26 protein-coding genes and 1 riboswitch are annotated in these 25,428 nt (G+C 71.7%); of the genes, 13 read left to right on the top strand and 13 right to left on the bottom strand.

All coding sequences use genetic code 11. The features are described 5' to 3' along the window. Positions 1-71 precede the first annotated feature (71 nt). A complete protein-coding gene (gene bcp / locus ACFW01_RS17145; RefSeq protein ID WP_122619862.1) occupies positions 72-539 on the bottom strand; it encodes a thioredoxin-dependent thiol peroxidase in 468 nt (155 codons plus the stop codon). A gap of 92 nt (positions 540-631) precedes the next feature. On the opposite strand from bcp, the gene ACFW01_RS17140 reads away from it, so the two are divergent. The 3 genes from ACFW01_RS17140 (at position 632) to ACFW01_RS17130 (ending at position 1,827) form a co-directional block, all read left to right on the top strand. Then, entirely contained in the window at positions 632-964 is a 333-nt protein-coding gene (locus tag ACFW01_RS17140; RefSeq protein WP_234959571.1) for a DUF3618 domain-containing protein, read from the top strand. A gap of 77 nt (positions 965-1,041) precedes the next feature. Beyond that, positions 1,042-1,344, top strand: a complete 303-nt coding sequence (locus tag ACFW01_RS17135; protein WP_167307483.1) for a co-chaperone GroES — start codon at positions 1,042-1,044, stop codon at positions 1,342-1,344. Between the two features lie 62 nt (positions 1,345-1,406). Then, positions 1,407-1,476, top strand: a riboswitch (guanidine-III (ykkC-III) riboswitch). A 30-nt stretch (positions 1,477-1,506) separates the two neighbouring features. Continuing rightward, positions 1,507-1,827 (top strand): multidrug efflux SMR transporter, encoded by a 321-nt coding sequence (locus ACFW01_RS17130; protein ID WP_055417143.1) that lies wholly within the window; start codon positions 1,507-1,509, stop codon positions 1,825-1,827. On the opposite strand, the gene ACFW01_RS17125 is transcribed toward ACFW01_RS17130, so the two are convergent. Continuing rightward, on the bottom strand, positions 1,821-4,238 hold the full coding sequence (locus tag ACFW01_RS17125; protein ID WP_384504329.1) for a transglycosylase domain-containing protein: 2,418 nt from the start codon (positions 4,236-4,238) through the stop codon (positions 1,821-1,823). The genes ACFW01_RS17130 and ACFW01_RS17125 overlap by 7 nt on opposite strands. A 204-nt stretch (positions 4,239-4,442) precedes the next feature. Between ACFW01_RS17125 and ACFW01_RS17120 the strand changes: the two genes are divergently transcribed. The 4 genes from ACFW01_RS17120 to ACFW01_RS17105 all read left to right on the top strand — a co-directional run bounded on the left by ACFW01_RS17120 (position 4,443) and on the right by ACFW01_RS17105 (position 7,926). Beyond that, positions 4,443-5,249: an ABC-2 family transporter protein gene (locus ACFW01_RS17120; RefSeq protein WP_234959573.1), complete on the top strand. Its 807-nt coding sequence runs from the start codon at positions 4,443-4,445 to the stop codon at positions 5,247-5,249. A 70-nt stretch (positions 5,250-5,319) separates the two neighbouring features. Beyond that, complete coding sequence (locus ACFW01_RS17115; RefSeq protein WP_384504351.1) at positions 5,320-6,084, top strand: ABC transporter permease; 765 nt, start codon at positions 5,320-5,322, stop codon at positions 6,082-6,084. 21 nt (positions 6,085-6,105) lie between these two features. After that, positions 6,106-7,101 (top strand): ATP-binding cassette domain-containing protein, encoded by a 996-nt coding sequence (locus ACFW01_RS17110; RefSeq protein WP_384504327.1) that lies wholly within the window; start codon positions 6,106-6,108, stop codon positions 7,099-7,101. Positions 7,102-7,134: 33 nt separating this feature from the next. Next, complete coding sequence (locus ACFW01_RS17105) at positions 7,135-7,926, top strand: DUF1707 domain-containing protein (RefSeq protein ID WP_384504325.1); 792 nt, start codon at positions 7,135-7,137, stop codon at positions 7,924-7,926. A 200-nt stretch (positions 7,927-8,126) separates the two neighbouring features. On the opposite strand, the gene ACFW01_RS17100 is transcribed toward ACFW01_RS17105, so the two are convergent. Further along, positions 8,127-9,491, bottom strand: a complete 1,365-nt coding sequence (locus ACFW01_RS17100) for an SGNH/GDSL hydrolase family protein (protein ID WP_384504323.1) — start codon at positions 9,489-9,491, stop codon at positions 8,127-8,129. Positions 9,492-9,690: 199 nt separating this feature from the next. On the opposite strand from ACFW01_RS17100, the gene ACFW01_RS17095 reads away from it, so the two are divergent. The 3 genes from ACFW01_RS17095 (at position 9,691) to ACFW01_RS17085 (ending at position 13,069) form a co-directional block, all read left to right on the top strand. Continuing rightward, entirely contained in the window at positions 9,691-11,091 is a 1,401-nt protein-coding gene (locus tag ACFW01_RS17095) for a DUF445 domain-containing protein (protein ID WP_384504321.1), read from the top strand. Between the two features lie 106 nt (positions 11,092-11,197). Further along, positions 11,198-12,676: an MFS transporter gene (locus ACFW01_RS17090; RefSeq protein ID WP_234959578.1), complete on the top strand. Its 1,479-nt coding sequence runs from the start codon at positions 11,198-11,200 to the stop codon at positions 12,674-12,676. A gap of 33 nt (positions 12,677-12,709) precedes the next feature. After that, positions 12,710-13,069, top strand: coding sequence for a VOC family protein (locus ACFW01_RS17085; protein WP_234959579.1), 360 nt, complete (start codon positions 12,710-12,712; stop codon positions 13,067-13,069). A 242-nt stretch (positions 13,070-13,311) separates the two neighbouring features. On the opposite strand, the gene ACFW01_RS17080 is transcribed toward ACFW01_RS17085, so the two are convergent. Continuing rightward, the gene (locus tag ACFW01_RS17080; RefSeq protein WP_125494338.1) at positions 13,312-13,614 is read right to left on the bottom strand and encodes a hypothetical protein; all 303 of its coding nucleotides are present in this window, start codon (positions 13,612-13,614) and stop codon (positions 13,312-13,314) included. 226 nt (positions 13,615-13,840) lie between these two features. On the opposite strand from ACFW01_RS17080, the gene ACFW01_RS17075 reads away from it, so the two are divergent. Together ACFW01_RS17075 and ACFW01_RS17070 are read left to right on the top strand one after the other, a co-directional pair. Then, positions 13,841-14,740 carry an alpha/beta fold hydrolase gene (locus tag ACFW01_RS17075; protein WP_384504318.1) on the top strand — a complete coding sequence of 300 codons (900 nt, stop codon included), beginning with the start codon at positions 13,841-13,843 and terminating at the stop codon, positions 14,738-14,740. Positions 14,741-14,876: 136 nt separating this feature from the next. Further along, the gene (locus ACFW01_RS17070) at positions 14,877-15,350 is read left to right on the top strand and encodes a carboxymuconolactone decarboxylase family protein (RefSeq protein WP_384504316.1); all 474 of its coding nucleotides are present in this window, start codon (positions 14,877-14,879) and stop codon (positions 15,348-15,350) included. Positions 15,351-15,415: 65 nt separating this feature from the next. Here the strand turns inward: ACFW01_RS17070 and ACFW01_RS17065 are convergent, their stop codons facing one another. The 8 genes from ACFW01_RS17065 to ACFW01_RS17030 form a co-directional block, all read right to left on the bottom strand. Continuing rightward, positions 15,416-16,642 carry a cytochrome P450 gene (locus tag ACFW01_RS17065; RefSeq protein WP_384504314.1) on the bottom strand — a complete coding sequence of 409 codons (1,227 nt, stop codon included), beginning with the start codon at positions 16,640-16,642 and terminating at the stop codon, positions 15,416-15,418. Between the two features lie 47 nt (positions 16,643-16,689). After that, positions 16,690-17,910 carry a cytochrome P450 gene (locus ACFW01_RS17060; protein WP_384504312.1) on the bottom strand — a complete coding sequence of 407 codons (1,221 nt, stop codon included), beginning with the start codon at positions 17,908-17,910 and terminating at the stop codon, positions 16,690-16,692. Beyond that, positions 17,907-18,545 (bottom strand): ATP/GTP-binding protein, encoded by a 639-nt coding sequence (locus ACFW01_RS17055; RefSeq protein ID WP_234959584.1) that lies wholly within the window; start codon positions 18,543-18,545, stop codon positions 17,907-17,909. Before ACFW01_RS17055 ends, ACFW01_RS17060 begins: the two co-directional genes overlap by 4 nt. Next, positions 18,523-18,876, bottom strand: coding sequence for a DUF742 domain-containing protein (locus ACFW01_RS17050; RefSeq protein ID WP_125494343.1), 354 nt, complete (start codon positions 18,874-18,876; stop codon positions 18,523-18,525). The genes ACFW01_RS17055 and ACFW01_RS17050 overlap by 23 nt, the downstream gene beginning before the upstream one ends. Further along, on the bottom strand, positions 18,873-19,322 hold the full coding sequence (locus ACFW01_RS17045; RefSeq protein ID WP_234959585.1) for a roadblock/LC7 domain-containing protein: 450 nt from the start codon (positions 19,320-19,322) through the stop codon (positions 18,873-18,875). Before ACFW01_RS17045 ends, ACFW01_RS17050 begins: the two co-directional genes overlap by 4 nt. Positions 19,323-19,324: 2 nt before the next feature. Next, a complete protein-coding gene (locus ACFW01_RS17040) occupies positions 19,325-21,058 on the bottom strand; it encodes an ATP-binding protein (protein WP_384504309.1) in 1,734 nt (577 codons plus the stop codon). A 583-nt stretch (positions 21,059-21,641) separates the two neighbouring features. Next, complete coding sequence (locus ACFW01_RS17035) at positions 21,642-23,111, bottom strand: hypothetical protein (RefSeq protein ID WP_384504307.1); 1,470 nt, start codon at positions 23,109-23,111, stop codon at positions 21,642-21,644. A 398-nt stretch (positions 23,112-23,509) separates the two neighbouring features. Next, positions 23,510-24,118, bottom strand: a complete 609-nt coding sequence (locus ACFW01_RS17030) for a hypothetical protein (protein WP_384504305.1) — start codon at positions 24,116-24,118, stop codon at positions 23,510-23,512. Between the two features lie 395 nt (positions 24,119-24,513). Between ACFW01_RS17030 and ACFW01_RS17025 the strand changes: the two genes are divergently transcribed. Beyond that, the gene (locus ACFW01_RS17025) at positions 24,514-25,110 is read left to right on the top strand and encodes a hypothetical protein (protein WP_384504304.1); all 597 of its coding nucleotides are present in this window, start codon (positions 24,514-24,516) and stop codon (positions 25,108-25,110) included. Between the two features lie 44 nt (positions 25,111-25,154). Here ACFW01_RS17025 and ACFW01_RS17020 read toward each other — a convergent pair whose 3' ends face one another. Beyond that, positions 25,155-25,355: a hypothetical protein gene (locus ACFW01_RS17020; protein WP_384504302.1), complete on the bottom strand. Its 201-nt coding sequence runs from the start codon at positions 25,353-25,355 to the stop codon at positions 25,155-25,157. Positions 25,356-25,428 lie beyond the last annotated feature (73 nt).

Raw genomic sequence — 25,428 nt, 5'->3', positions numbered from 1 at the left:
ACAGTCACGCACGGAATGCGGAAGGGCCCGTACCGGGCAGCTCCGGTACGGGCCCCGCAGGGAAGAGGGGGTCAGATGCCCAGGTCCTTGATGATCTTGGCTACGTGGCCCGTCGCGCGGACGTTGTACAGGGCGCGTTCGACCTTGCCCTCCTCGTCCACGACGATCGTGGAGCGGATGACGCCCATGTAGGTGCGGCCGTAGTTCTTCTTCTCGCCGAAGGCGCCGTACGCGTCGAGGGCCTTCTTGTCGGGGTCGGCGAGGAGGGTGACCTTCAGGGACTCGGCCTCGCGGAACTTGGCGAGTTTCTCCGGCTTGTCGGGGGAGATGCCGATCACGTCGTACCCGGCGCCGGCCAGCAGCTCCAGGTTGTCCGTGAAGTCGCACGCCTGCTTCGTGCAGCCGGGGGTAAGGGCAGCAGGGTAGAAGTAGACGATGACCTTGCGGCCCTTGTGGTCGGACAGGGACACCTCGTTGCCGTCGGCGTCCGGGAGGGTGAAGGCGGGGGCCGGGTCCCCGGGCTGGAGTCGCTCGCTCATCGAATCAGCGTAACCGGGGGTCCTGACAGTGCGGAGAAGCGAGTAGCTGACAGACTGTGCGGGACAGTGTCAGAGGACTTCGGAGGCGTACGGTGGCGGACACGTCGGACAGCAGGACCCCGGCGCAGATCGAGGCGGACATCAGGCGCCGCCGCGAGGTGCTGGCCGAGACGCTCGACGAGCTGGGGATGCGGGTGCACCCGAAGACGATCGTGGGCGATGCCAAGGCCAAGGTCGCTTCCAGCGTCGACCACACCCTCGGGCGCGCGTACGTCAAGGTCAACAGCGCGGTCAGCGACGTGAAGTCGCAGTTCGTGGACGAGGAGGGCGCGCCCCGTCTGGAGCGGGTCGTGCCCGTCGCGCTCGTGGTGGTCGGGGTCGTGGGGCTGCTCGCCCTGGGCAGTACCCGGCGGCGCGGGCGCTGAGCCGGGGCAGGTAGGTTCGGGGCGTGAGCGCCAAGAGAATCGAGCACGGTTCCCAGGACGACAAGCTGCCCATCCGGATGCTGCACGACCGCGTACTCGTGCGGCAGGACACCGGTGAGGGCGAGCGGCGTTCCGGGGGCGGCATCCTGATCCCCGCCACGGCTGCGGTCGGCAAGCGGCTGGCCTGGGCCGAGGTCGTCGCCGTCGGGCAGAACGTACGGACCGTCGAGCCGGGCGACCGGGTGCTGTACGACCCGGAGGACCGCGCCGAGGTCGAGGTGCGGGGGGTCGGCTACGTGCTGATGCGCGAGCGTGACCTGCACGCCGTGGCCGCGGACCGGTTCGAGGGGTCCGAGGACTCCACCGGGCTGTATCTGTAGGGCCCGCAGCGCGGAGCCCGCGGTGCGGAGAAGGGCGGTGACCGGCGTCACCGTCCCTCTCCGCTGTCTTTGCTACCTTGGAGGCACCCGACGAGACGCGCCGTACCGGGTTGAGCGAAAAGACGACGCACCACCGTTCATTTCGTTCACGGAGGTGCCGTCATGGCCTGGGTTCTGCTGCTGGTCGCCGGTCTGCTCGAGGTCGGCTGGTCGATCGGGATGAAGTACACCGACGGTTTCACCCGGCTGGTGCCCAGTCTGTTCACCGGTGCCGGGATCGTCGCGAGCATGGTGCTGCTGTCGTACGCGGCCCGGACGCTCCCCATCGGTACCGCCTACGGCGTTTGGGTGGGGATCGGTGCGGCCGGGGCGGCGGTGCTCGGCATGGTCGTGCTGGGTGAGCCGGTGACCGCCGCCCGGATCTTCTTCATCTGTCTGCTGCTGGTCGCCGTCGTGGGTCTGAAGGCGACCTCGGGTCACTGACGCCGGGGTGGGACGGGGAGGCCGGCGACCGTGCCGGCGGAGTCCGAGCCGCCGCCGCCCGCCCCGTCGGTGTCCCCGCCTCCGCCCTCGGTGGTGCCGCCGTTGGCCGAGTCGTCGCCTCCTGAGCCGCCGCCCGTGGGGCCCGGCTCCGTGCTGGCGCCGCCCGAGGGTCCGCCGGTGGTCGGTGTGCCGGTCTCGCCGCCGGAGTCGCCCGAGCCGCCGGAGTCGCCGGGCGAGGTGCTGGTGCCGCCGCTGCCGTCGCCCGGGGTCTCGGTGCCGGAGCCCTCGCCGCCGGTGGACTCGTCGTCCGGTTCGCTGCTGCCGCTCTCGTCGCCGGAGCCCGGTTCGTCCGAGGAGTCGGCGGACGGGGGCGCGGTGACGTCGGCGCCGGTCTGGAGCTGGAGGTCGAAGTCGCTGACCGGTTCGCCCTCCAGGGCCTTGCGGGTGTACTGGGCCCAGATCTCGGCGGGCGCGCCGCCACCGTTGATCCTGGCCAGCCCCGTCGCGCCGTACAGCGACTTGTGCGCGGCGGTCTTCGGGTCCTGGCCCATGACGGCGACGACGGTGGCCAGTTCGGGGGTGTAGCCGGCGAACCAGGCGGCGGTGTCCTCCTCCGCGGTACCGGTCTTGCCCGCCGCGGGGCGGCCGGCGGCCTGGGCGGCGGTGGCGGTGCCGTTCTGGACGACGCTGCGCAGTACGGACGTCGTGGTGTCCGCCGACTCGCGGCTGACGGCCTGGCGTTCGCGCCGCTCGGGCAGCTCGACCTCGTGCTTGCCGTCCTTCATGACCTTCTCGACCAGCGTGTACGTGCCGTGCCTGCCGTGGTTGGCGAGGGTCGCGTAGGCCTCGGCCATGTCGAGGGGGCTGGCGGTGGCGACGCCGAGGGCGATGGACGGCGAGGGCGTCAGTTCCGGGGTGTTCTTGGAGAGCCCGAGGTCGATGGCGGTCTGCATGACCTTGTCGGAGCCGACGTCCACGGCCATCTGGGCGTACACGGCGTTGATGGACTTGTCGGTGGCCTCGCGGACGGTGACGTTGCCGTAGTCGCGGTGGTCCTCGTTCTCGGGGGCGTAGCGGCCGCCGCTCCAGCCCTTGACGGGGCGCTCGCTGGTGCCGTCGTAGCGGGTGTTCGGGTTGATCGTGTCGCCGTCCTGCGTCTCGGAGTGGTTCTCGACGGCGGACGTGAACACGAAGGGCTTGAAGGTGGAGCCGACCTGGAAGTCCCGGCGGACGGCGTTGGGTGTGTACTGCTTGACGTAGTCGATGCCGTTGTACATCGCGACGACCTTGCCGGTCTTCGGGTCGACGGAGGCGCCGCCCGCGCGGACGTAGTTGTCGACCTTGCGTTCCTTCTTGTCCAGCTGGGACATCAGCTTGTCGTCGACGGCCTTGACGAAGGCGTTCTGCTTGTCCTTCTGGAGGGTCGTGGTGATGCGGTAGCCGCCGCGGTCGAGTTCCTCCTCGTCCACGATCTCGTTCTGGACGAGGTAGTCCTTGACGATGTTGACGACGTAGCCGCGCTGCCCGGACATGCTGGTGGAGATGGTGGACTGCTTGGGCATGGGGAACTTCGCGGCGGCGCGCTCGGAGGCGCTCAGCCACCCCTTGTCGACCATGCCCTTCATGACGTAGTTCCAGCGGGACTCGGCGGCGCCCTTGTTCTCGGGGTGGGCGACGACGTCGTACTGGCTGGGGGCGTTGAGCAGGGAGGCGAGGTAGGCGCCCTGGCCGGCCGTGAGGTCCTTGGCGTCGATGCCGTAGTAGGCCTGGGCGGCGGCCTGGATGCCGTAGGCGCCGCGGCCGAAGAAGCTGGTGTTGAGGTAGCCCTCCAGGATCTCGCTCTTGCTCTTCTCGCGGTCGAGCTTGATCGAGATGAAGAACTCCTTCACCTTGCGGGTGACCGTCTGCTCCTGGGCCAGGTAGTAGTTCTTGACGTACTGCTGGGTGATCGTGGAGCCGGACTGCTTGCCCTTGCCGGTGGCGGTGTTCCAGCCGGCCCGGACCATGGCGCCCGGGTCGATGGCGGACTCGCTGTAGAAGTCGCGGTCCTCGGCGGCCAGGACGGCGTGCTGGGCGTCCTTGGAGATGCGGGCGAGGCCGACGCTCTCCCGGTTGACCTCGCCGTCGCGGGCGAGGACGCTGCCGTCGGCGTACAGGTAGACGTTGGACTGCTTGGTGGCGGCCGCGTTGGCGGCCGGGATCTGCACCAGGTGGTAGCCGAGGAAGAAGCCGCCGACCAGCAGCAGGAGGCCGATCACACAGGTGCTCAGCACGATGCGCCAGGTCGGGATCAGCCTGCGCCAGCCGGTCCGCTTCGGCCGCTTGGGCTTCGCGTCCCCGTCGCCGGCCGCCTGTGGCTGTCTCGGCGCCCAGCCCTGTTCCGGCTGCTGCGGCTGCGGCTCGTCGCTCATGTCGTGCACGGACTCCTGTTTCGCGTCGTACGGTCTGGTCTCGTACGGCCTCGTACGCCTCTGCGGCCTCTGGGCCCTCTGAAGAAGACTCTCGCACCGCGGGTTCCGTTCCCACTCGACGGCACACCCGTGAAATTCCGTGGCACGGGCGGTCGCCGTCGCATTAGGCTCCTGCGCTTTGGTGCCGATCGGAGGGGGAGGGCCGTGCGCGTGGGCTCGGGGCGGTTGTACGTGGCCGTCGCGGCGGGGGGCTTCAGACGGTACGCGACCTATCGTGCGGCCACCGCCGCAGGGGTGTTCACCAACACGGTCTTCGGACTGATCCTGGTCTACACCTATCTGGCCCTGTGGGAGGAGAAGCCGCAGCTCGGGGGATACGACCAGGCGCAGGCCGTGACCTTCGTCTGGCTGGGGCAGGCCCTGCTGGCGGCGCTGGCGATCGGGGGCGGGGGGTTCGAGGACGAATTGATGGAGCGCATCCGTACGGGTGACATCGCCGTCGATCTGTACCGGCCGGCCGACCTCCAGCTGTGGTGGCTGGCGGCGGACCTGGGGCGGGCGGTGTTCCAGCTGCTGGGGCGCGGGGTCGTGCCGTTCGCGTTCGGGTCGCTGTTCTTCCCGGTGGCGCTGCCGGGGGAGGTGTCGAGGTGGGCGGCGTTCCTGGTGGCGGTGGTGCTGGCGGCGGCGGTCAGTTTCGCGCTGCGGTACCTCGTGGCGCTCTCGGCGTTCTGGCTGATGGACGGCATGGGCGTGACGCAGATGGCGTGGCTCGCGGGAATCTTCTGCTCGGGGATGCTGCTTCCGCTGAACGTGTTCCCGGGCGCGCTCGGCGAGGTGGTCCGGATGCTGCCGTGGTCGTCGCTGCTCCAGGCGCCGGCCGACGTGCTGCTGGGCGAGGCCGACCCGCTGGGGACGTTCGTCTTCCAGGCCGCGTGGGCGGTGGCGCTGCTGGCGGTGGGGCGGCTGACGCAGTCGGCGGCGACACGACGGGTGGTGGTCCAGGGTGGCTGAGACGGCGCGGGTGGCCCGGGAGCGCGGCCGGGTCGCCGAGGGGGTGCGGACGTACGGGCTGATCGCCACGATGTGGATCAGGTCGACGATGGCCTACCGGACGTCGTTCGCGCTGACGACGTTCGGGAATTTCGCGGCGACCGCGCTGGACTTCGTGGCGATCCTGCTGATGTTCTCCCGCGTCGACGCGCTGGGCGGCTGGTCGCTGGGCGAGGTGGCGTTCCTGTACGGGGTGGCGGGGGTGTCCTTCGGGCTGGCCGACCTGGCGGTCGGCTCGATGGAGCGGCTGGGCCGGCGGGTGCGCGACGGCACGCTGGACACGCTGCTGGTGCGCCCGGCGCCGGTGCTGGCGCAGGTGGCGGCGGACCGGTTCGCGCTGCGCCGCCTCGGGCGGGTGACGCAGGGGGTGCTGGTGCTGGTCTACGCCCTGGTGCTGCTGGACATCGACTGGACGGCGGCGAAGCTGCTGCTGATGCCGGTGATGCTGCTCAGCGGGGCGGGGATCTTCTGCGCGGTGTTCGTGGTGGCGGCGGCGTTCCAGTTCGTGGCGCAGGACGCGGCGGAGGTGTCGAACGCGTTCACGTACGGGGGTACGACGATGCTGCAGTATCCGCCGACCGTGTTCGCGCTGGACCTGGTGCGGGGGGTGACCTTCGTGGTGCCGCTGGCCTTCGTCAACTGGCTGCCGGCGGGTTATGTGCTGGGCCGGCCCTTCCCGCTGGACCTGCCGGAGTGGGTGGCGTTCATGTCGCCGCTGGTGGCGGTGGTCTGCTGCGCGCTGGCGGGGCTGGCCTGGCGGGCGGGGCTTCGTTCGTACCGGAGTACAGGGAGCTGACGAGTGAGGGAGCCGACGGCGATGACCGAGGGGGACACCGCCGCGTCCGAGGGCGCGGCCTTCATCGAGCTGGACGGCGTCGAGAAGGTCTTCGACGTGCGCAGGAAGACGGGTTTCCTGAAGCGGGAGCGGCGTGAGGTGCGGGCCGTGGACGGGCTGTCCTTCACGGTGGCGCGCGGCGAGATGGTCGGCTACATCGGGCCGAACGGCGCCGGGAAGTCGACGACGATCAAGATGCTCACCGGGATCCTGACGCCGAGCGGGGGCCGGCTGCGGGTGGCGGGGATCGACCCGTCCCGGGAGCGGACGCGGCTGGCGCACCGCATCGGGGTGGTGTTCGGGCAGCGGACGACGCTGTGGTGGGACCTGCCTTTGATCGACTCCTACCGGCTGATGCACCGCATGTACCGGATCCCGGACGCCCGTTACCGGGAGAACCTGGACCGCTGCGTGGCACTGCTCCAGCTCCAGGAGCTGCTGGACGTGCCGGTGCGGCAGCTCTCGCTGGGCCAGCGGATGCGCGGCGACATCGCGGCGGCGCTGCTGCACGACCCCGAGGTGCTGTACCTGGACGAGCCGACGATCGGCCTGGACGTGGTGTCGAAAGCCAAGGTGCGGGGTTTTCTGCGGGACTTGAACGCGGAGCGCGGCACGACGGTGCTGCTGACCACGCACGACCTCCAGGACATCGAGCAGCTGTGCTCGCGGGTGATGGTCATCGACCACGGGCGGCTGATGTACGACGGTCCGCTGGCGGGGCTGCACGAGGCGGGGGAGAGCGAGCGGACGCTGGTGGTGGACCTGGAGCGGGAGTTGCCGCCGATCGAGGCGCCGGCGCCCGCGCGGGTGGTGCGGGTGGAGGGGCCGCGGCAGTGGCTGGCGTTCCCGGCGTCGGCGTCGGCGGCGGGGCTGGTGGCGCGGATCGCCGCGGAGTATCCGCTGGTGGACCTGTCGGTGCGGGAACCGGACATCGAAGCGGTGATCGCCAAGATGTACGCGGAACGCGCGAGCGCGTAGTGCCCGGCGCGGTGACCTCGTAGGCTGCTGTACATGACCGACGACGCCCCGGAGCTCCGCGCATCCGACGCCGACCGTGAACGAGTCGCCGAGGTCCTGCGGGACGCCCTCGCGGAGGGCCGCCTCGACATGACGGAGTTCGAGGAGCGGCTGGACGCCACGTACCGCGCGCGGACCTACGGGGAACTGGCGCCGATCACCCGGGACCTGCCGGTCGGTACGGCGGTCGCGGCGCCCAAGGTGTCGATGACCAAGGAGCCGGCGGCCACGGGGGACTGGGCGGGCCGGATCACCGGCGGCGAGCCCTCGTCGACCTGGGCGGTCGCGGTGATGTCCGGGTTCCAGCGCAAGGGGCGTTGGACGGTGCCCCGGCGGTTCAACTCGTTCGCGTTCTGGGGCGGCGGGGACATCGACCTGCGCGAGGCGGACTTCGCGTCCGGCGAGGTCGTGATCAACTGCGTCGCGATCATGGGTGGGATGAACGTGGTCGTGCCGCCCGGTGTCGAGGTGATCGTGCGCGGCATCGGGATCATGGGCGGCTTCGACCACCGCGAGGAGGGCGTCCCCGGCGACCCGGGCGCCCCGCGCGTGATCGTGACCGGCTTCGCCTTCTGGGGCGGCGTCGGCGTCGAACGCAAGCTGACCCGCGCGGAGAAGCTCCGGATCAAGGAGGAGCGCCGCCAGGAGAAGTTGGAACGCCGCCGGTCCCGGGGGCGGGACCCGCTGGAGCGCGACGCGGACCCCAAGGAACTGGACCCCTCCCGCCCCACCCTCCACGACCTGCACGGCGACCGGCGGGAACGGGAACGCCGCCGGGACTCCTGACGGCCACCCGGGCGTTCGCGGCCGGCCGGGACGGCGCGTGCCGGGTGGGACGGCCCGTGGGACACCGGCCTGCGCCGGGGTGTCCGGCCGGCGTCGGTCCGCGCCGGTGTGCTGGTACCGCGGTCTCGGACTCCGGTCGTCCGGCTGCCCGGGCGGGGCGGGTGCCCCGGCCGTCTCTCACGCGCAGACGCCGGGGCGGCTCACGCCTCGACCGGGACCGCGCCCTTCAGGGAGTCCAGGTCGAGGACCTGGCCCATGCGGGCGTACCCCTTGTCGCTGGGGTGCAGGTGGTCCCCGCTGTCGTAGTCGCTGCGGAGCCGGCGCGGGTCGTAGGCGTCGCGCAGGGCCTTGTCGAAGTCGACGACCTCGTCGAAGACACGGCCGGACCGGATCTCCTCGTTGACCTGCTGCCGCATGGCCTCGCGGGCCGGCGTGTAGTTCCGGTAGCCGCCGAACGGCATGATCGTCGCGCCGACGACCCGCAGCCCCCGCGCGTGCGCCCGGTCGGTGAGTGTGCGCAGGCCGGCGAGGATGGAGTCCCGGTCGGCGAGTGCCGGGCTGTTCAGGATGTCGTTGACGCCGAGGACGATCACGACGACCTTGACGTTGGTGCGTTGCAGCACGTCCCGCTCGAAACGGCTCAGCGCGCTCGGGTTGTCGGCGGGCCGGCCCGCCCTGCCGGTCAGGATCCGGTTGCCGCTGATGCCCTGGTTGACGACGCTGTAGCGGGGCGTGTCCCGCCCGTCTTCGGCCGCGTCGTGCAGCCGCTCGGCGAGCACGTCGGTCCAGCGGTTGTTGGCGTTCACCTCGGAGCCGAAGCCGTCGGTGATCGAGTCGCCGATCGCCACGACGGTGCCCTGGGCCTCGTTGCTCAGCACGTCCAGCGCCGTCAGGTAGCGCCAGTACGGCGTCTCGGTGGTGTACGCGACGGCCGTGACGTCGGCCGTGCGGTCGCCGGCGGCCAGGTAGCTGGTCTGCCGGGCCTGCGGGTGGTAGGTGACCGGGCCGGAGGGCACCGGGGAGTACGTGGTGACCAGGACGTCCGAGCCGTACGGGACGGTGATGCGGGCGATGTCGCTGATCACCTGGCCGCCCGCCGGGATGACCACCCGGGGGCTGCCGCGGAAGGTGAGCCGGCGCATCGTGTCGGCTACCGCGGCGGCCGTGTCGGGGCCGGCGGCCAGGGCGATGGAGGCGTGCGTGACGGTCAGCGGCGACTGCCCGTACAGGTTGGACAGGGTGATCCGCGCGCTGGTGCCGCCGACGCCCGCGTGCACGACGTTGCGTACCGAACGGCCCGCCATGCCCGTCGTCTCGGTGCCCGGTTCGGCGGCCGCCGGCGAGGTGGACCACGCGCCGACCCACGAGCCGGTGGAGGCGGGAGCGGCTTCCCCGCGCGGGAAGCGACCGCTCGCGAGCGGTGACTGGTCCGTGCTGCCGTCGTCCGCGGACGCTCCGGCGTATATGGCCGCGGAAATCGCCACTATCAAGGTGACGATCGCCGCCAGCAGGGCACGGTGCTTGGTGGGAGGTGCCCCCGCACCCCCGTCACGACCCCGGGTCATGTTGTGCTGTTCTCCTCGGGCGAGGGGAGCCCCGAGGCTCCGGTCCGATGAACCCATGATGCGGCATGGGCCGGGGAAAGGCCGCACCAGCCCCGGGCGTTCCCCCTCACGGACAGACGCGGGGAACTTGTGTTCCGTTCCAGGAGTCGGTCAGGAAGGGACAATGTGTGCGGGACGGATCGGCGAACGGGTGGAGCGGATGGAACGCACGAAGGCGGAACTTCCCGGCGGTTCCGGGGACACCGGGGACACCGGGGACACCGGGGGTGCCGGGGAGCGCACGGGAACCGGCGCGGGCGCCCGCGGACCCGGCGCGGGGGCGTTCCGTGACCGCGCGATGACCTCCTTCAGCCCGGCCGACGAGGAAAAGCGCCGCGGCGTACGCCGGATGAAGCTCACCGCGACCGGACTGCTGCTGTTCGTCGCCGTGGTGTACGTGCTGGCCGAGTGGGCCGCCCACCGCGGCGCGGGCGCCTGGGCGGGCTACGTCGGCGCCGCCGCCGAGGCCGGCATGGTCGGCGCCCTCGCCGACTGGTTCGCCGTCACCGCCCTCTTCCGCCACCCGCTCGGCATCCCCATTCCGCACACCGCGATCATCCCCAAGAAAAAGGACCAGCTCGGCGTCTCTCTGGGTGAGTTCGTCGGCGAGAACTTCCTCTCCGAGGACGTCGTACGGCAGCGGCTGCGCGCCGTCGGCATCGGCAGCCGGCTCGGCGCCTGGCTCGCCGTGCCCGAACACGCCGACCGGGTGACGGCCGAGCTGTCCGCCGCCCTGCGCGGCGCCCTCACCGTGCTGCGCGACTCCGATGTGCAGGCCGTGGTGGGGGAGGCGATCACGCGCCGGGCCGACGCTCAGGAGATCGCCCCCGGCATCGGCAAGCTGCTGGACCGGATCGTCACCGACGGCGGCCACAGACGCGCCGTCGACCTGGTCGTCTCCCGCGCCCACGACTGGCTGGTCCTGCACGGTGACTCCGTGATGGACGCCGTACAGGGCGGGGCGCCCGGCTGGACGCCCCGGTTCGTGGACAAGAGGGTCGGCGAGCGGGTCTACAAGGAGCTGCTGCGCTTCGTCACCGAGATGCGCGACATGCCCGCCCACCCGGCGCGCGGCGCCCTCGACCGCTTCCTCGCGGACTTCGCCTCCGACCTCCAGTCCGACACGGACACCCGCGCGCGCGTGGAGCGGCTGAAGACCGAGGTGCTGGGCCGCGGAGAGGTCCAGGACCTGATCGCGTCGGCCTGGACGGCCGTACGGTCCATGATCGTCTCCGCGGCGGAGGACGAGCGCAGCGAACTGCGGATGCGGGTGCGGGCCTCGCTGCTCTCCCTGGGCGCCCGGATGGCTTCCGACCCCAAGGTGCAGGGCAAGGTCGACGGGTGGGTGGAGGGCGCCGCGGTGTACGTGGTGACGACCTACCGCCGCGAGATCACCTCCCTGATCACCGACACGGTGGCGAGCTGGGACGCCGAGCACACCACCAAGAAGATCGAGGCGAACATCGGCCGCGACCTCCAGTTCATCCGCATCAACGGCACGGTGGTCGGCTCCCTGGCCGGGCTGCTGATCTACACGGTCTCCCGCATGCTGGGGGCGTAGGCCCCGGCCGGCTCCGTTCCGGCGGGCCTTCTGCCACCCGGCGCGACGGGCGTGTTCCCCGCGGCGCCGGGCACAAGGGAGGCGTTCGCTCGACGGAGAGGGAGCCATGACAGCAGAATCGGCGTCGGGTCCGGTGCCCGCCTCCGCCGGGACCGTCACCACGGCCGTCCCGGCCCGCCTGGACCGCCTGCCCTGGTCGCGATGGCACTGGATGATCGTGATCGGCCTCGGCACCGTCTGGATCCTGGACGGTCTGGAGGTCACGATCGTCGGCAACGTCGCCGGACGCATCGCCGAGGACGGCAGCGGCCTCGACATCAGCTCCGCCCAGATCACCGGCCTCGCCGCCGCCCTGTACGTGGCGGGCGCGTGCTCCGGCGCCCTGTTCTTCGGCTGGCTGACGGACCGCTACGGCCGCAAGAAGCTGTTCATCACGACCCTGGCCGTCTACCTGGCGGCGACCGCGCTGACCGCCCTGTCCTTCGAGTCCTGGTGGTTCTTCCTCTTCCGGTTCCTCACCGGCTTCGGCATCGGCGGCGAGTACGCGGCCATCAACTCCGCGATCGACGAGCTGATCCCGTCCAAGTACCGGGGCCGGGTCGACCTCATCATCAACGGCAGCTACTGGCTGGGCGCCATCGGCGGCGCGCTGCTGTCGATCGTGATGCTGGACACCGACATCTTCCCCAAGGACCTCGGCTGGCGGCTCAGCTTCGGCCTCGGCGTCGTCCTCGGCCTGGTCATCCTGCTCGTACGGCGGCACGTGCCGGAGAGCCCACGGTGGCAGTTCATCCACGGCCAGGGCGAGAAGGCGGACACCCTCGTCTCGTCCGTCGAACGGGAGATCGAGGAGGAGAAGGGCGAGAGGCTGCCGCCGCCGGCCGGTGAGATCACCATCCACCAGCGCAAGAGCATCGGCTTCGGTCTGATCGCCAAGACCGTCTTCAGCCGCTACCCGCGCCGCGCCGTCCTCGGCCTCTCCCTCTTCATCGGCCAGGCCTTCCTCTACAACGCCATCACCTTCGGCTTCGGCACCATCCTCATCACCTTCTTCGACGTGCCGACCGGCAGCACCGGCTACTACTTCGCCGTCATCGCCGCCGGCAACTTCCTCGGCCCGCTGATCCTCGGCCCGCTCTTCGACACGGTCGGGCGCCGGATCATGATCTCGGGCACGTATCTGCTCTCCGGCGTGCTGCTCTTCGGCACGGCGTACCTGTTCGACCGGGGCTCGCTCTCGGCCGCGACGATGACGGCCTGCTGGTGCGTGGTGCTGTTCTTCGCGTCGGCCGGCGCGTCCAGCGCGTACCTGACCGTCTCCGAGATCTTCCCGATGGAGACCCGGGCCATGGCCATCGCCTTCTTCTACGCCCTCGGCACCGCCGCCGGCGGCATCAGCGGCCCGCTGCTCTTCGCCGACCTGACGGAGTCCGGCGTGGTCGGCGACACTGTTCTCGCCTTCCAGGTCGGTGCCGGGCTGATGTGCGCGGCCGGTCTGGTGGCGGCGTTCCTGGCGGTGAAGGCGGAACGCCGTTCGCTGGAGGACATCGCCGAACCGCTGTCCTCGGTGAAGGCGCAGCCCTAGGGAACAGGGAACAACGGGATCAGGAGCCACCCGATGACCATCCGCAGAATCGTCCCCAACCTGCACATCGAGTCCGAGGAGCTGTGGAACTCCAGCCGCGACTTCTACGGACTCCTCGGCTTCGAGGAGGTCATGGACATGGGCTGGGTGACGACCCTGGCCTCGCCGTCCAACCCGACCGCCCAGATCAGCCTCTTCACCGAGGAACGCACCGCGCCCGTCGTCCCCGACCTGAGCGTGGAGGTCGAGGACGTCGACGCGGTCTACACCCAGGTGGCCGCGTCGGGCGCGGAGATCCTGCGGGAGCCGCAGGACGAGGAGTGGGGCGTACGGCGCTTCCTCGTACGGGACCCGAACGGCAAGGTCATCAACGTCCTGACCCACCGCTCCTGACCCGGCTCCGGCGCGGCGCACCGCTCGGCCGCGCCCACCGTCACCCCGTACGCCCCGGTCGGCCCTGACCCCCGCTCGCTCAGCCGCGCCGGTCGGCCACCGCCCAGGAGGCCAGGGCCACCGCGCCGGCCACGCCGAGGACTGCGGGCCGGGCGCCCGCCGTCCCGGCCCGGGGTGGGACCCGCGAGGCCCGTCGGGTGGGGGCATCAGGGGCTGACCCAGCGCTCCTGACGCCCACCCGTTCAGCCGCGCCGGTCGGCCACCGCCCAGGAGGCCAGGGCCACCGCGCCGGCCACGCCGAGGACTGCGGGCCAGGCGCCCACCTTCTTGGCCAGGGGGTGGGATCCGGCGAAGCCCGCCACGTAGGCGGCCGTCAGGGCACCGGCGGCCGCGCCGCCGGCCCGCTGCCGCCACTGCTGTGCGGCGGCGGCGCCGGCCACGGCCAGCACGGCCCCGCCCAGCTCCCGCCGCTTGGTCCAGCGGGCCACGCCGTACCCGCCGACGAGCCCGCCCGCGGCGACCGCCGCGCTGGGAACCTTCGCCATCTCTGCCTCCTGCCGTGCCACCGACTGACGGTTCCGAGGCTAATCACCGTCGCGCCCGGCGCACGCGCCGGGGTGAGGCCCGGACGGGTGCCCCAGGGAGCGCCCTCCCGCGCCCGTCGGCGCGGGCGTACCCCCGTTCGGCCGCAGGTCCTGCCCTGGCCGCGTCCCTTCCGGGTATCCGCACGTTCAACGGGTGGACGGACCGACCGATGGGAGCGCGCAGCCGATGAACACGCAGAGTCCCGGCACGGACCGGCCCCGCGCCCGGTCGGTCCGGGTGGACGGAGCGAGGGTGGCCTGCTGGGAGTCGGGGCCGCCCGACGCCGAACCCGTGCTGCTCCTGCACGGCTACCCCGCCGACCACCACTGCTGGCGCCACCAGGTCCCGCCCCTCGCGGCCCGCCACCGGGTCGTCGCCCCGGACCTCCTCGGCTGGGGCGAGTCCGACCGCCCCCTCCACCTGCCCTTCGACTACGACACCGAGGTCGCCCGGATCGGCCGCCTGCTGGACGCCCTGGGGCTCGACTCGGTGAACCTGGTCGGCCACGACTACGGCGGCTTCCTCGCCCTGGGCTTCACCGAGACCCACCCCGCGCGGGTGCGCAGGCTGGCCGTCCTCAACAGCCGCGCGCACGCCACGTTCACCCGCCGCTGGTACGCCGTCTTCAGCCTGATCGGCATCGCCGGACGCACCCCCGTACTCCGGCCCGCGGCGCTGCGCCTGCCGTACGCTGCCCTCCACCGCCGCACCTTCGCCCCGCTCGTCCGCGCGGGCCATCTCGACGCCCGCCTCCTGGACGGCTACGTCGACTGGATGGACACCCCGGAGGGCCGCCGCTGGCTGCTCCACTACTTCGGTGACTACCGCACCCCGCCCCGCCCCGAGCTGCGCCGCCGCCTGGGCGCGGTGACCTGCCCGACGGCGGTGATCTGGGGCCGCGCGGACCCGTACCTGAGCCCGGACATCGCGACCGGGCTGGCCGAGGCCGTGCCCGGCGCCGAACTGACGATGCTGGACGACACGGGGCACTGGGTGATGGACGAACGCCCGGCCGACGTCACGGCCGCCCTGCTCAGGCTGCTGGAACGGCCCGAAGGAACCCAAGGACACGCCGTGAAGGGGTGAGACGCAGGTCACATCCCCAGACCTCCGCGGCCTGTCACATCACGCCCGCGCGCTCCGTCGTAGCGGTGTAGCCCCAGAGCGCACCACCGGCCACCCGGCCGGACCGGTCGGACGACCCACGACGGAGGAACCCTTCATGGAAGCGCGACTCAACCTGTTCTCGAACCCCCTCGCCGGCAAGCTCCTGCGCCACATCAACTCGGCGGGCAAGGCCGTGACCGACTCGGCGCTGCCGGCCGCGACCCAGGAGCTGGTCAAGATCCGCGCCAGCCAGATCAACGGCTGCGGCTTCTGCCTCGACATGCACACCAAGGACGCCGCGAAGGCCGGGGAGACCTCCCTGCGCCTCAACCTGATCGCCGCCTGGCGCGAGGCCAAGGTCTTCACCGACGCCGAGCGCGCCGCCCTCGAACTGACCGAGCAGGGCACCCGCATCGCCGACTCGGGCGGCGGCGTCACCGACGAGGCGTGGGCGAAGGCCGCCGAGCACTACGACGAGGAACAGCTGACCGCGCTGGTCGGCCTGATCGCCCTCATCAACACCTACAACCGCATGAACGTCATCACCCAGCAGCCGGCGGGCGACTACGAGCCGGGCATGTTCGGCTGACCCGCAACGCACTTCCCGCCGGTGGACGGCGCGCCCCGAACGCCGGGGCGCGCCGCCCGGGCGGTTCAGCCGGCGTACAGCCGGACCGGCAGCCGCTGGTGGCCGTTGCTGATCAGCGAGGGCACGGGCGGCAGTTCCTCCGCCGGATCGGCGAGGTGAATGCCGGGGAAGCGGTCGAAGAGGCTCTGCAGCGCGAGCACGACCTCCATGCGGGCCAGCGGCGCGCCGAGGCAGAAGTGCACCCCGTGCCCGAACGCCAGGTGGTCCTTGACCACGCGCGTCGCGTCGAAGATGTCGGCGTCGGCGTGCCAGTCCGGGTGCCGGTTGGCGGCGGCGTACGAGGCGAGGATCGCCTCCCCGCGGGCGATGGTCCGCCCGTCCGGCAGGACGATGTCCGTGACCGCGAACCGCAACGGCAGGTGCTTGACCGCCGGTTCGTGCCGCAGCGTCTCCTCCACCACGTCGCCCCAGGTGACCGCGCCCTTGCGGACCAGTTCGAGCTGGTCGGGCCGGGTCAGCAGGGTGTGCGCGGCCTGGTCGATGACGTTGACGGTGGTCTCGTAGCCGGCGCTGATCATCAGCAGCAGCGTGTCGCGCAGTTCCCCGGGGGAGAGCCGGGCACCGTCCTCCTCGTCGTCCCGGGCCGCGATGAGCAGGGACGTCATGTCGTCGCCCGGAGTGGCCCGCTTGTCGGCGATCAGCTCGTCCAGAACCCCGTACAGACGGGCGGTGTTGGCCTGCGCCTCGGCCTGGCTCAGCGTCGTGTCGAAGACACCGTCGACGAGGGCGCGGAAGCCCTCCCGCTGGTCCTCGGGCACGCCCATGAGGTGACCGATCACCGCGATGGGCAGCGGATACGCCAGCTCCTGCCGCAGATCGACCGGCTGGTCGGCGGGCAGCTCCGCGAGCCGGTCGATCAGCCCCGCCACCATCCCCTCGACGGCCGGCCGCATCGCCTCGATGCGACGGGCGCTGAAGGCCGGGGCCACCAGCCGGCGCAGCTTGCGGTGGCCCTGGCCGTACGCGGTGAACATGTTCTCCACCGCCACCCACAGGGCGAGCGGCCAGGTGGCCACCACCTCGCCGAAGGCGGGCCAGTGCGCCCGCCCGTCCTTGGAGACGTCCGGACTGGTCAGGAGCTGTTTGAGCAGGGCGGGATCGGTGATCGACCAGGCTTCCACGCCGAGCACGTCCACCCGCGTGGCCGCGCCGCGCTCCCGCAGGGCGCGGTGCTCGGCGTGGTGACCGGCACCGGTCGGGTCGAGGACGAGGGGTGACTGCTGGGTCGCCATGACCTGGCTCCTTAGTGTGCGGCTGAGTGCGAGGCTGACTGCTCGGCTCAGTGGGCGGCGGGGAAGGTGACGGGCAGCGATTCCAGGGCCCGGTGGAACGGGCCGGGACGCCAGGTGAGGTCGGCGAGGGGGCGGGCGAGGTCCGTCTCCGGCAGCGCGTCCAGGAGGTGGGTGACCGCGGTCTCCGCGATGAGGTAGGCGTGTGAACGGGCGGGGCAGGAGTGCGGGCCGATGCTCCAGGCCAGATGGGCCCGGTTGCCCGTGTGCCGGCCCTCGGGCACGCCCTCCGTCAGGGCCGGGTCGTTGTTCGCGGCCGCCATCGAGATCACCACCGGCTGGTCGGCCGGCAGCAGCACCCCCTCCACGTCGATGGGGTACGGCGGGTAGGAGATGCAGTAGTTGGCCATCGGCGGGTCGGTGTAGAGGACGGCGTCGAGCGCGTCGCGCACCGTGGAGAGCCCGGCGTGCAGGTCGGCGGAGAACTCCTCGTCGGTGAGGATCTTCAGGATCGTGTTGCTGATCAGGTTGGTCAGCGGCTCGATCCCGGCACCGTAGAGCGTGACGAGCTGATGGCCCATCTCCTCGTCGGTCAGCTCGGCGGGGTGCAGCGTCAGCCGGGACGTGATGTCGTCGCCGGGGTGCTGCCGGCGCAGGGTCACGAGGTCGGAGACGGCCTGGGCGAGGATCTCGTTGCCGCGCTGGGCGTTGGTGGTGTCGAAGATCTTCGCCATGCCGTCGGCGATGCGCTGCCCGATCTCGTCCGGGCAGCCGAGGAGCGCGCTGAGGACGCTGAAGGCGATGGGGAACGAGTACTGGGTGAGCAGGTCCGCCGAGCCCACGGTGCGGAACCCGTCGATGGCACCGTCGGCGACCTTCTCGACGAGGGCGCGCAGTCCGTGCTGGTCGACCTTGTCGATGGCGTGGGTGTTGGCGGACCGGTAGCGGGCGTGCTCGGCGCCGCCCGAGCGCAGCGCGTTGGGCCGCCACTCCATCATCGGCCGGACCGGGCAGGTCGCCGGGATCAGCTTCTCCCAGGCGCGCGGGTCGGCCGGGAAGCGCAGCGGGTCGTTGAGGATGCGGCGGGCCTGGTAGTAGCCGATCACCAGGGTCGCGGGGACGCCCGGCGCCAGGTCGACGGGGACGAGCGGACCGTGGGTGCGCCGCATGCGCCGGTAGGCGGCGTGCGGATCCGCCGCGAACTCCGGGTCGTAGAGGGCGATCCGGCCCGGTGGGCTCGTCGGCGCGGGCTCGGCGGAGGGCGACGTCATGGGCGGGACTCCAGGAGGGCGGCGGAGCGGTGCTCGCGCTGTTGCTGGTGCTCGGAGAGGTACTCGGTGAGCGTGATCAGGGCGTGCAGCGAGGACGTGCGGTCGCGGGCGTCGCAGGCCGTCAGGGGGGTGGCGGGTTCCAGGGCCAGCGCCTCGCGCAGCTCGGCCTCGGGGTAACCCGGCGCGCCGGGAAAGGTGTTGATGGCGACGGCGTACGGGATGCCCGCGCCGTCCAGGAGACCGAGGGCGTCGTGGGAGGCGTCGAGGTCGCGGGTGTCGGCCAGCACGAGACAGCCGAGGGCGCCCTCCGCCAGGTCCTCCCACAGCGGCTGGAACCGGGACTGCCCCGGCAGCCCGAACAGATACAGCGCGAGCCGCCCGTCGGCCATGTGGATGCGGCCGAAGTCCATCGCCACGGTCGTCGTCGTCTTGTGCGGGGTGCCGCGCAGGTCGTCGACGCCGGTGCTGGCCTGCGTGATGGGTTCCTCCATCCGCAGCGGCCGTACCTCCGAGACGCTGCCGATGAACGTCGTCTTGCCGACGCCGAAGCCGCCCGCGACCACGATCTTGGCCGACCGCGTCACCGAGGCCGGGACGTAGGTGACGGGCGGGTCAGACCATGGAGCGCAGTCCACGGAGTACCTCCTGGAGCAGGTCGAAGTCGGGCTGGTGCTCGGTCGCGGCGACCGGGCTGGAGAGGTGGCCGGAGTCCATCAGCGAGGAGACGAGGATGCGCACCGTGGAGGGCGGCAGCTCCAGCGCGGCGGCGATGTCGGCGACGGCCAGGCCGCCGTCCGCGCCGGCGAACAGCCGCATCACCCGGCGGGCGTCCGGGGCGAGGGTGTCCGTGGGGCCGGTCGCGGCGATGACCACGCTCTCCGGGCGCACGTCCTCGCGCGCGCGGACCTGGCCCCCGGTACGGACGTAGGGCCTGACCATGTCGGGGTCACGCCGCGGCCCCGTCATGCCGTCGAGCCGCCTTCCGCGCCTCCCGCGCCCGCCGCGCCCTCCGCGACCGGCACGCGCTCCGCCGTGCCCAGTTCGTGCCCGACCCGGGTGGCGAGCCGCACCATGTGGTGGGAGATCAGCCCGACGTCGGCGTCGGGGCCGGTCGTGCACACCGACAGCATGGTGTTCTTCGCGGCGGTGGTCGTCAGTCCGATGCAGCCGACGGACTCGATCAGCAGCTGGCGCATGCCCGCCCCGCCGGTGAACTCGTCCCAGGCCTTGCCCGCCGCCCGCAGCGCCGCGGTCAGCGCCGCGAACTTCTCCCCGTCGTCCTGGCCGATCGTCGCCGTACGGGCCTTCAGCAGCCCGTCGCTGCTCATCAGCACGGCGTAGCGGACGCCCTCGACGGTGCCGAGTTCCTGGTCGAGCAGCCAGCCCAGGCTGTTGGTGTGTGTGTCTTGCACGATCAGTGTCCTTCGTCGTGAGCGGCGTCGCGGGCGGCCGGGTGGGGGGCGTTGTGGGCGTTGTGGGCGGCGGTGGGTGAGGCTGGGGTGGCTTCGCTGGGGGTGTCCCGGCCCGTGCTCTCGGCACCTGGCGCGGCCGGTGCGGCTGGTGCGGGCTCCCCGTCGCGGCCGCGCCGGGTGCCGGCGGCCCAGGCGGCGGCGACGGCCGGACGGCCGGGCTCGGTGTCGGCGGCCGGGGCGGGGCGTGGCCGCGACCGGGCCGGGGCGGGGGAGCGGCGGCGGACGGTGAGGCCGCTGGCGGTGGTGGTGGGGGGTGCGGGGGTCGCCGGGGGTGCGGGCGAGGGTTCTGGTGCCGATGCCGATGCCGATGCCGATGCCGGTGTGGGTGTGGCTGCGGGTGCCGGTGCGGGTTCCGGGCCGGGGGCGGCGGGTTCGTGCTCCGGCGTGGGCTCGTGCGCGGGCTCGGTGGTGAGGGCCGGGGCGGGGGTGGGGGCGTGCGCCGGGGGCGTGGGGTCGGCGGCCGACGGGGCGGCGGTCGCGGCGACGGGCTGAGACGTCCCCGTGGCGGCCCCCGTCGCCGTTCCTGTTACAGCCCCGGCGGCGGCCCCCGCCCCGCTGCTCCCCACCCCTCGTCCCGCCGCGGGGTCGACGAGCAGGTTCTTCGGCAGGACGACCATGGCCCGGGTCCCCTGGTAGATGTTCGGCGCGGTCAGCTCGACGCGGAAGCCGTAGTTCTCCGCGAGCAGGGACGCCACGCGCAGCCCGGTCTGGGGGTGGGCGCCGAGGCGGGTGATGTCGTCGCGCTGCTCGCCGGACATCACGTTGCCGGCCCACAGCAGCCGCTCGTCGTCCATGCGCAGCCCGGCGTCGTCCACGATCAGGAAGCAGGCGTGGTGCCCCTGTTCGAGCGAGACGTGGACACTGGCGGCGGGCGGGGAGTAGCGCAGCGCGTTGTCCAGCAGGACGGCGAGCGCGTGCACGACCGCCTCCACCGCACGCCCCTCGACCACCACGGACCCCATCTCGGGGTGCTTGATCCGCTCGTACCCCTCGATCCGGCCCATCGCCGCGCGCGTGATGTCGGTGAGCGAGGTGGCGGGCCAGCGCCGGGACAGCTTGTCCCCGGCGAGTACGGAGTACCCCGACGCGGTGAGCAGCATCTGCTGCGCGAGGTGGTCGATCTCCACCAGCGTCGCGTACGCCTCGTCCGAGATGTGCCGCCGTACGCCCTGGCTGACGGCCCGGCCGAGCCGCGCCGACCTGGCCACGACGTTGTTGGCGAAGCCGCGCACGGCCGCCCGGGCGACGCCGACGGACTCGTGCCGCACCTGCGCGACGTACCGCTCGGTTTCCTGCCGGACCTGCTCGGCGGCCTGGGCCGCGGCATGGGCGGCCGCCGCCCGCTCCTGCCCCCGTACGTCCGCCACGGCCGAGGCCACCGCCCCGGGGACGGCACGCAGCCGCTCGGCGAGCGGGGTCCCGTCGAGCTGCGCCGGCACGGGGAGCCCGCCCCCCTCGGGCCCTTCACCGCCCCTGGCCGCCGCGGGGATCACGGTGGCCGCGAGGTGCCCCACGCACTGCTCCGCCGCGACGAGTTGCAGGGTGAGCCGGTCGGCGTGCTCGCGCAGTTGCTCGGCCCGGCGCCGGGCCTCGTCGCGTTTGCGCCGGAAGTACCACGCGGCCCCGACTCCGGCCACCGCCAGCAACGCGGCGGCGCTCACTATCAGTTCAGTCATCAGGTCCTCACGGATCGGAAGCCGTCGGTGGGGGTGGGCCGGGACCGGCGGACGGCGGCGCGGAGGCGCGGAGCGCGAAGGCACATGGCGCGAGGGCACATGGCGCGAAGGCGCGTAGCGCGAGGTGCGGGACGACGCACCGGCACGCCCGTGGCACGGCCGGGGGTCGTCAACAGGCCGAAGAGAACAGGTGCTGTCTCCCTGGACCACCGCGCGCCGAGGTGTCGGCGATCCGTGGGACGGTGAGGGCGACGCACGACATGGATCTCCAAGCAACACACGAGGCCTGTACGAGCTGGTGGTGACGACGACGCGGACTCGGGGCACCCCGGACCGCGAGGGCCCCGACCTGCCTCGAACTCCCGTACACACAACCGTCGTTCGACGTACGGGAAGGGACCCTACCGCTTGCGCTCACGCCGCGTGTCAGCCTCGTGACCATGAACGGGGACCGCCGGGGGATTGGGGCGAAAAATGCGCGGATGACAGCCGACCCCATTTGGCTGAAAAGAGGTTGGCCCTGCCGGATGACACCCTGGTACCTGCCGGAAGCAGGGCTGCCTCCCTGCCACGCCGTCGTGCGTCACCCCGACGCCAGCTGCTCCGCGATCTCCTTGATCCAGCCGTTCGTCTTGGACGGGTCGTTGAGGCTGGCCACCCACGCCTCCTGGTCGAGCTTGTGGTCGGCGGGACCCGACTTGAGCGCGATGAGCAGGGACATGCCGGACTGCCGCATCTCCTCGGTCGTACCGCCGCTCCCGGCGATGTCGGGCCCTGCGGCCAGCGCGTAGATCTCCCGCGCCATGGCCGCCCGCTCGCCCTTGGACACCTTCTTCCAGAACTTCAGGGCGTGCTGGAGCGATTCCTTGCGGGACGCCGCCTCGTCGGGGGTCTCGCCCTCCTTCGCCCAGACCTCCGGGTGGCGGACCTCCTCGTACCGCTTGGTGGCGGCGCGGAGCGCCTTGTAGAGGGTGACGCCGAGGACGAGTCCGGCGCCGGCCCCGGCGAGCCCCCAGCCGACCGGGTTGGACGCGAGCCCGGCCGTCCCCGCAGCGACCGCGGTCACGACTCCGGCGGCGGCCTTGGTGGACTCACCCATCGCACCGCCGACCGTCTCCTTGCCGATCTTGGTGAGCTGCTTCTTCTTCGCGTACCCCTGGACCGTGCCCAGCGTCTCCACGTTCTTCTCGGCGCGCTGGAGCGTCTCGGCGGCGTCACGGGCTTCCCCCATCGCCTCCCAGGCGGCGTCGACGGCCTCGCCGATCAGCTCCAGCCGTCCCTCGCCTTCCTGCTTCCAGTAGGCGTCCAGCGCGACGTACGCCTCCGCCGCGGCCCAGTTGGCGTGCTCCCGCGACTCGTTCAGCCGGGCCAGCGACTCGGCGTGGACCAGCTGCGGATCCCCCAGCTCCTTCACCCGCTTGTACTTCCGTGCCGCGCCCCCGACCCGGAACACGGACCGGACGCTCTTCATCCCGGCGACGGCGGCGCTGGCGACACCGCTCGCCTCCGAGGCCACCGCGGCGTCCGCCGCCTTCTGGATCTTCGTGACCTCCTTGGCGATGGCCGCGCTGTAGGCCCCCGAACCGGCGGCCCCGACGACCGCGTCGGTCCCCTTGGTCTTGGCCCGCTTGTTCGCGGTGTGGTGCGCGGCCCCGTCCCCGGCCTTCCTGGCGTCCTTCATGCTCTTGTACGCGTCCATACCGCTGACCACGGTGCCGGCGGCCTCGGTGAGGAGGTTCCCCGACGCGGCGGAGGTCCCCGAGGCGGCGGCGGAGTGCTTGAGCCCCTCGTTGGCCGAGACGGCGGCCTGCTGGGTGAAGCCGGCGTTGGTGGGCGTCTGGACGCCCTTGATCCAGGTGTCGATGGGTTCGAGGTTCTTCTTGAACCGGTCGAGCAGCCCCGCGATCCGATCCCGGTAGTTCCTCCGCTTCTTCCCCCCGTCACCCCCGCCGCCGGCCCCCTCCGGCGCCTTGCCCTTGTCCGCCCCCCGGGCACGCTGCACGGCCGCGGTGGCGGCCCGGTTACCGGCGCTCCCCTGGATTCCGAGCAGCACCTGCTCCGCCGAATTCCCGTACGGAGCCCCAGCCCGCCCGCTGCCTTCCGAACGCTGCTTGGCCGCCGTCAGCGTGGCTACGGATGGCCGAGTCGAGGTGTGCCGAACCGGGGTGCTCATGGACGTACCTCTCCTGCGCAGGACCGGGCGAGGTGAAGGTAGCCAGGCGTGGCGAACAGCAGGGGTGCGGCGGAAAAACACTTCGCGGACGGTGCGGTACGAGCTTCCTGTGGTCGGCCGCCTTCTTCGCCGTGGGTGGGCTGATCGCGGCGCTGCTCTACCGGCCCGGCGCTCCCGCGGCGGCGGACCCCGACGTCGCCCCTGCCGTCCACCTGCGGGCGTGCGTGGTAAGGGCGCGCCCGTCGCGGGGGTTGCCGGCCACGGGCGCCACCACCCTGTTACGCCTTCGGAACAGCCCACTCAACCGGGTCCCTGTCCGCTGGGGCGTAGATGACCTGGTCGGGCCTGGTTCCTTCCGCGACAGAGAACGTGATCTTTCCTCGGAGGCAGGTACCTGCCTTCACGAGGGCTCCGTCGCCGGTCGGGTACTCGGGCTTGGGTACGCCTGAGCCGCTGGTGCCGGGTGCTTGGAGGCGGGTGTAGTCGGGGAATCCGAGGGCCCAGGGAGCTTGGGCGACGAGCACGGACGAACTGTCCTCGTCAGCGCAGACTTTGACTTCGAGGACGGCCCAGACTGGGCTATCGAAGTCAGAGACTTCGTCGGGGAGGTCGACACCGGTGGCGGGCTGGCTGTAGCTGATCGCCGTCGTGGTGCCGCTGATGTGGCTGCCGTCAGTGTCCGTGTCTGTCCAGTGATGGCCAGCGCCGAGCTTGAGCGGTCCCTGTACGGCCTCCTGCTTCGGCGAAGCCGATGAGGCCAGCCCGTTGGAGGAAGCGGTAGCCGTGCTGGCCTTCGTGTCATCGTGGCTGTCACCGCCGCTGCTGCACGCGGTGAGCGTGAGGGCGAGTACGGCGAGGATGCCGACGGTCGTGGTGCGGGTGCGCATGGTTCCCCCTGGATGCTGATGGCGAAGGGGCCATCATCCGTCGTGTGGGGGAAACGTGCGGTTGGTGTGGCTGTCCTGTGACGTTGTGGTCCGCGCAGGGCGCAGCGCCAGCAGCAAACCCGCCGGTGTGAGTGACGGAGGTTGCCCTGGGCGGACGCTATTGCACGACGAAGCCCCGGGGGCTCGGTGGCCGCTCCGGGGCTTCGTCGTGAGTGCTTGGCGCCCGTCTCGGGGCACAGTTGTTTACCCGGATCGTCACACAGCTTCTGACCTGTGGTCAAGCAGGCGCTTTGATCGATGAGGCGAGGAAGGTAGCAGCAAGGTGCCCGCACCACCACATCACTGTTCGGCAATGTTCGTCACTGTGACCTAGGTACGTGGGCACGCTTTCTCGTGTGCAGATGACAGAGGGATTTGCGACGACCGTTGCCTCGGTGGCGTCGGCGATTCTCATCGCCGCTACGTTGGAGGCAGCCGCGTACAGCAAGGCAATCCAGGGCTGGTCTCGCTCTTTGAGTGATGAGTTCATGCGCAGGTCTACGGAGTTGTCGACTACGGCCTCGGCGGAGCGCCAGGCGGCGCTTCGGTCGATTGCGCAAGAGACGTTTCCGAGGTTTGGGGTGGGGGCGCTTAAGACGACGGTACTGCTGCTGCTCGGTCAGTTGTGGGGCGTACTCCTTCTAGCGCAGACCGCGGCGATCGTTATTTCTCTGCGGTGGCTGGCGGACCCGACGGCGCCGGACAACAGTCAGCAAGCAAAGCTGTTGCTGGTCGCTGTGGGTTCAGGGGCCGTCGTGGTTGCTGTGGTTCCGATCTTTCGCATTGTCTTCTCGCCTTATGGCCCCCTCGCCGAGGCGTGGCTGGAGAGCAAGCTGATGCAAGCGGCTCTCGAAGCGTCCCAGGCTGGCGGAGGCGAAGACGAAGCTGATTCCGAGCCGCAGCAACTTCTGGGGCGCCGTGCGGGCGAGGTTGGGCCTGGGGCTCCCTCGTGAGTGGTGCCGACCCGAGGGTGTAGCTCCGCTGTGGTGGTTTGCCGTCAAGCAGCGGCGCGTGTGCGGCGTTTGGCGAGGAGCGCGGCGAGGTCTTCGGCGCGGTACCAGGGCTGTCGTTCGGTGCCGCCGGCGCGCTGCAACCTGCCTCGGTAGACGAGATTGCGGACGGCGCCAAGGCTGCTGCCGAGGATTCTGGCGGCCTGGTGCGCGGTGACGTGGCCGGGACGGACGAGCTGAGACTCCATGCCCCCAATGACGCCCGGTGGGTGAGGCAGTGGTGAGCATGCGGGAGGGCCGCTGCGGGGGTCGAGGTGACCC

It is taken from the genome of Streptomyces sp. NPDC058985 (assembly GCF_042740985.1).
Taxonomy (GTDB): domain Bacteria; phylum Actinomycetota; class Actinomycetes; order Streptomycetales; family Streptomycetaceae; genus Streptomyces.
This window is presented reverse-complemented; position numbering and strand designations above follow the sequence as displayed.

Excerpts from the sequence above, each read along its gene's own strand:
- bcp (WP_122619862.1), bottom strand. The coding sequence starts at position 539 with ATGAGCGAGCGACTCCAGCCCGGGGACCCGGCCCCCGCCTTCACCCTC.
- ACFW01_RS17135 (WP_167307483.1), top strand. The coding sequence starts at position 1,042 with ATGCTGCACGACCGCGTACTCGTGCGGCAGGACACCGGTGAGGGCGAG.
- ACFW01_RS17130 (WP_055417143.1), top strand. The coding sequence starts at position 1,507 with ATGGCCTGGGTTCTGCTGCTGGTCGCCGGTCTGCTCGAGGTCGGCTGG.
- ACFW01_RS17125 (WP_384504329.1), bottom strand. The coding sequence starts at position 4,238 with ATGAGCGACGAGCCGCAGCCGCAGCAGCCGGAACAGGGCTGGGCGCCG.
- ACFW01_RS17115 (WP_384504351.1), top strand. The coding sequence starts at position 5,320 with ATGTGGATCAGGTCGACGATGGCCTACCGGACGTCGTTCGCGCTGACG.
- ACFW01_RS17110 (WP_384504327.1), top strand. The coding sequence starts at position 6,106 with ATGACCGAGGGGGACACCGCCGCGTCCGAGGGCGCGGCCTTCATCGAG.
- ACFW01_RS17105 (WP_384504325.1), top strand. The coding sequence starts at position 7,135 with ATGACCGACGACGCCCCGGAGCTCCGCGCATCCGACGCCGACCGTGAA.
- ACFW01_RS17100 (WP_384504323.1), bottom strand. The coding sequence starts at position 9,491 with ATGACCCGGGGTCGTGACGGGGGTGCGGGGGCACCTCCCACCAAGCAC.
- ACFW01_RS17095 (WP_384504321.1), top strand. The coding sequence starts at position 9,691 with ATGGAACGCACGAAGGCGGAACTTCCCGGCGGTTCCGGGGACACCGGG.
- ACFW01_RS17090 (WP_234959578.1), top strand. The coding sequence starts at position 11,198 with ATGACAGCAGAATCGGCGTCGGGTCCGGTGCCCGCCTCCGCCGGGACC.
- ACFW01_RS17085 (WP_234959579.1), top strand. The coding sequence starts at position 12,710 with ATGACCATCCGCAGAATCGTCCCCAACCTGCACATCGAGTCCGAGGAG.
- ACFW01_RS17080 (WP_125494338.1), bottom strand. The coding sequence starts at position 13,614 with ATGGCGAAGGTTCCCAGCGCGGCGGTCGCCGCGGGCGGGCTCGTCGGC.
- ACFW01_RS17075 (WP_384504318.1), top strand. The coding sequence starts at position 13,841 with ATGAACACGCAGAGTCCCGGCACGGACCGGCCCCGCGCCCGGTCGGTC.
- ACFW01_RS17070 (WP_384504316.1), top strand. The coding sequence starts at position 14,877 with ATGGAAGCGCGACTCAACCTGTTCTCGAACCCCCTCGCCGGCAAGCTC.
- ACFW01_RS17065 (WP_384504314.1), bottom strand. The coding sequence starts at position 16,642 with ATGGCGACCCAGCAGTCACCCCTCGTCCTCGACCCGACCGGTGCCGGT.
- ACFW01_RS17060 (WP_384504312.1), bottom strand. The coding sequence starts at position 17,910 with ATGACGTCGCCCTCCGCCGAGCCCGCGCCGACGAGCCCACCGGGCCGG.
- ACFW01_RS17050 (WP_125494343.1), bottom strand. The coding sequence starts at position 18,876 with ATGACGGGGCCGCGGCGTGACCCCGACATGGTCAGGCCCTACGTCCGT.
- ACFW01_RS17040 (WP_384504309.1), bottom strand. The coding sequence starts at position 21,058 with ATGACTGAACTGATAGTGAGCGCCGCCGCGTTGCTGGCGGTGGCCGGA.
- ACFW01_RS17030 (WP_384504305.1), bottom strand. The coding sequence starts at position 24,118 with ATGCGCACCCGCACCACGACCGTCGGCATCCTCGCCGTACTCGCCCTC.
- ACFW01_RS17020 (WP_384504302.1), bottom strand. The coding sequence starts at position 25,355 with ATGGAGTCTCAGCTCGTCCGTCCCGGCCACGTCACCGCGCACCAGGCC.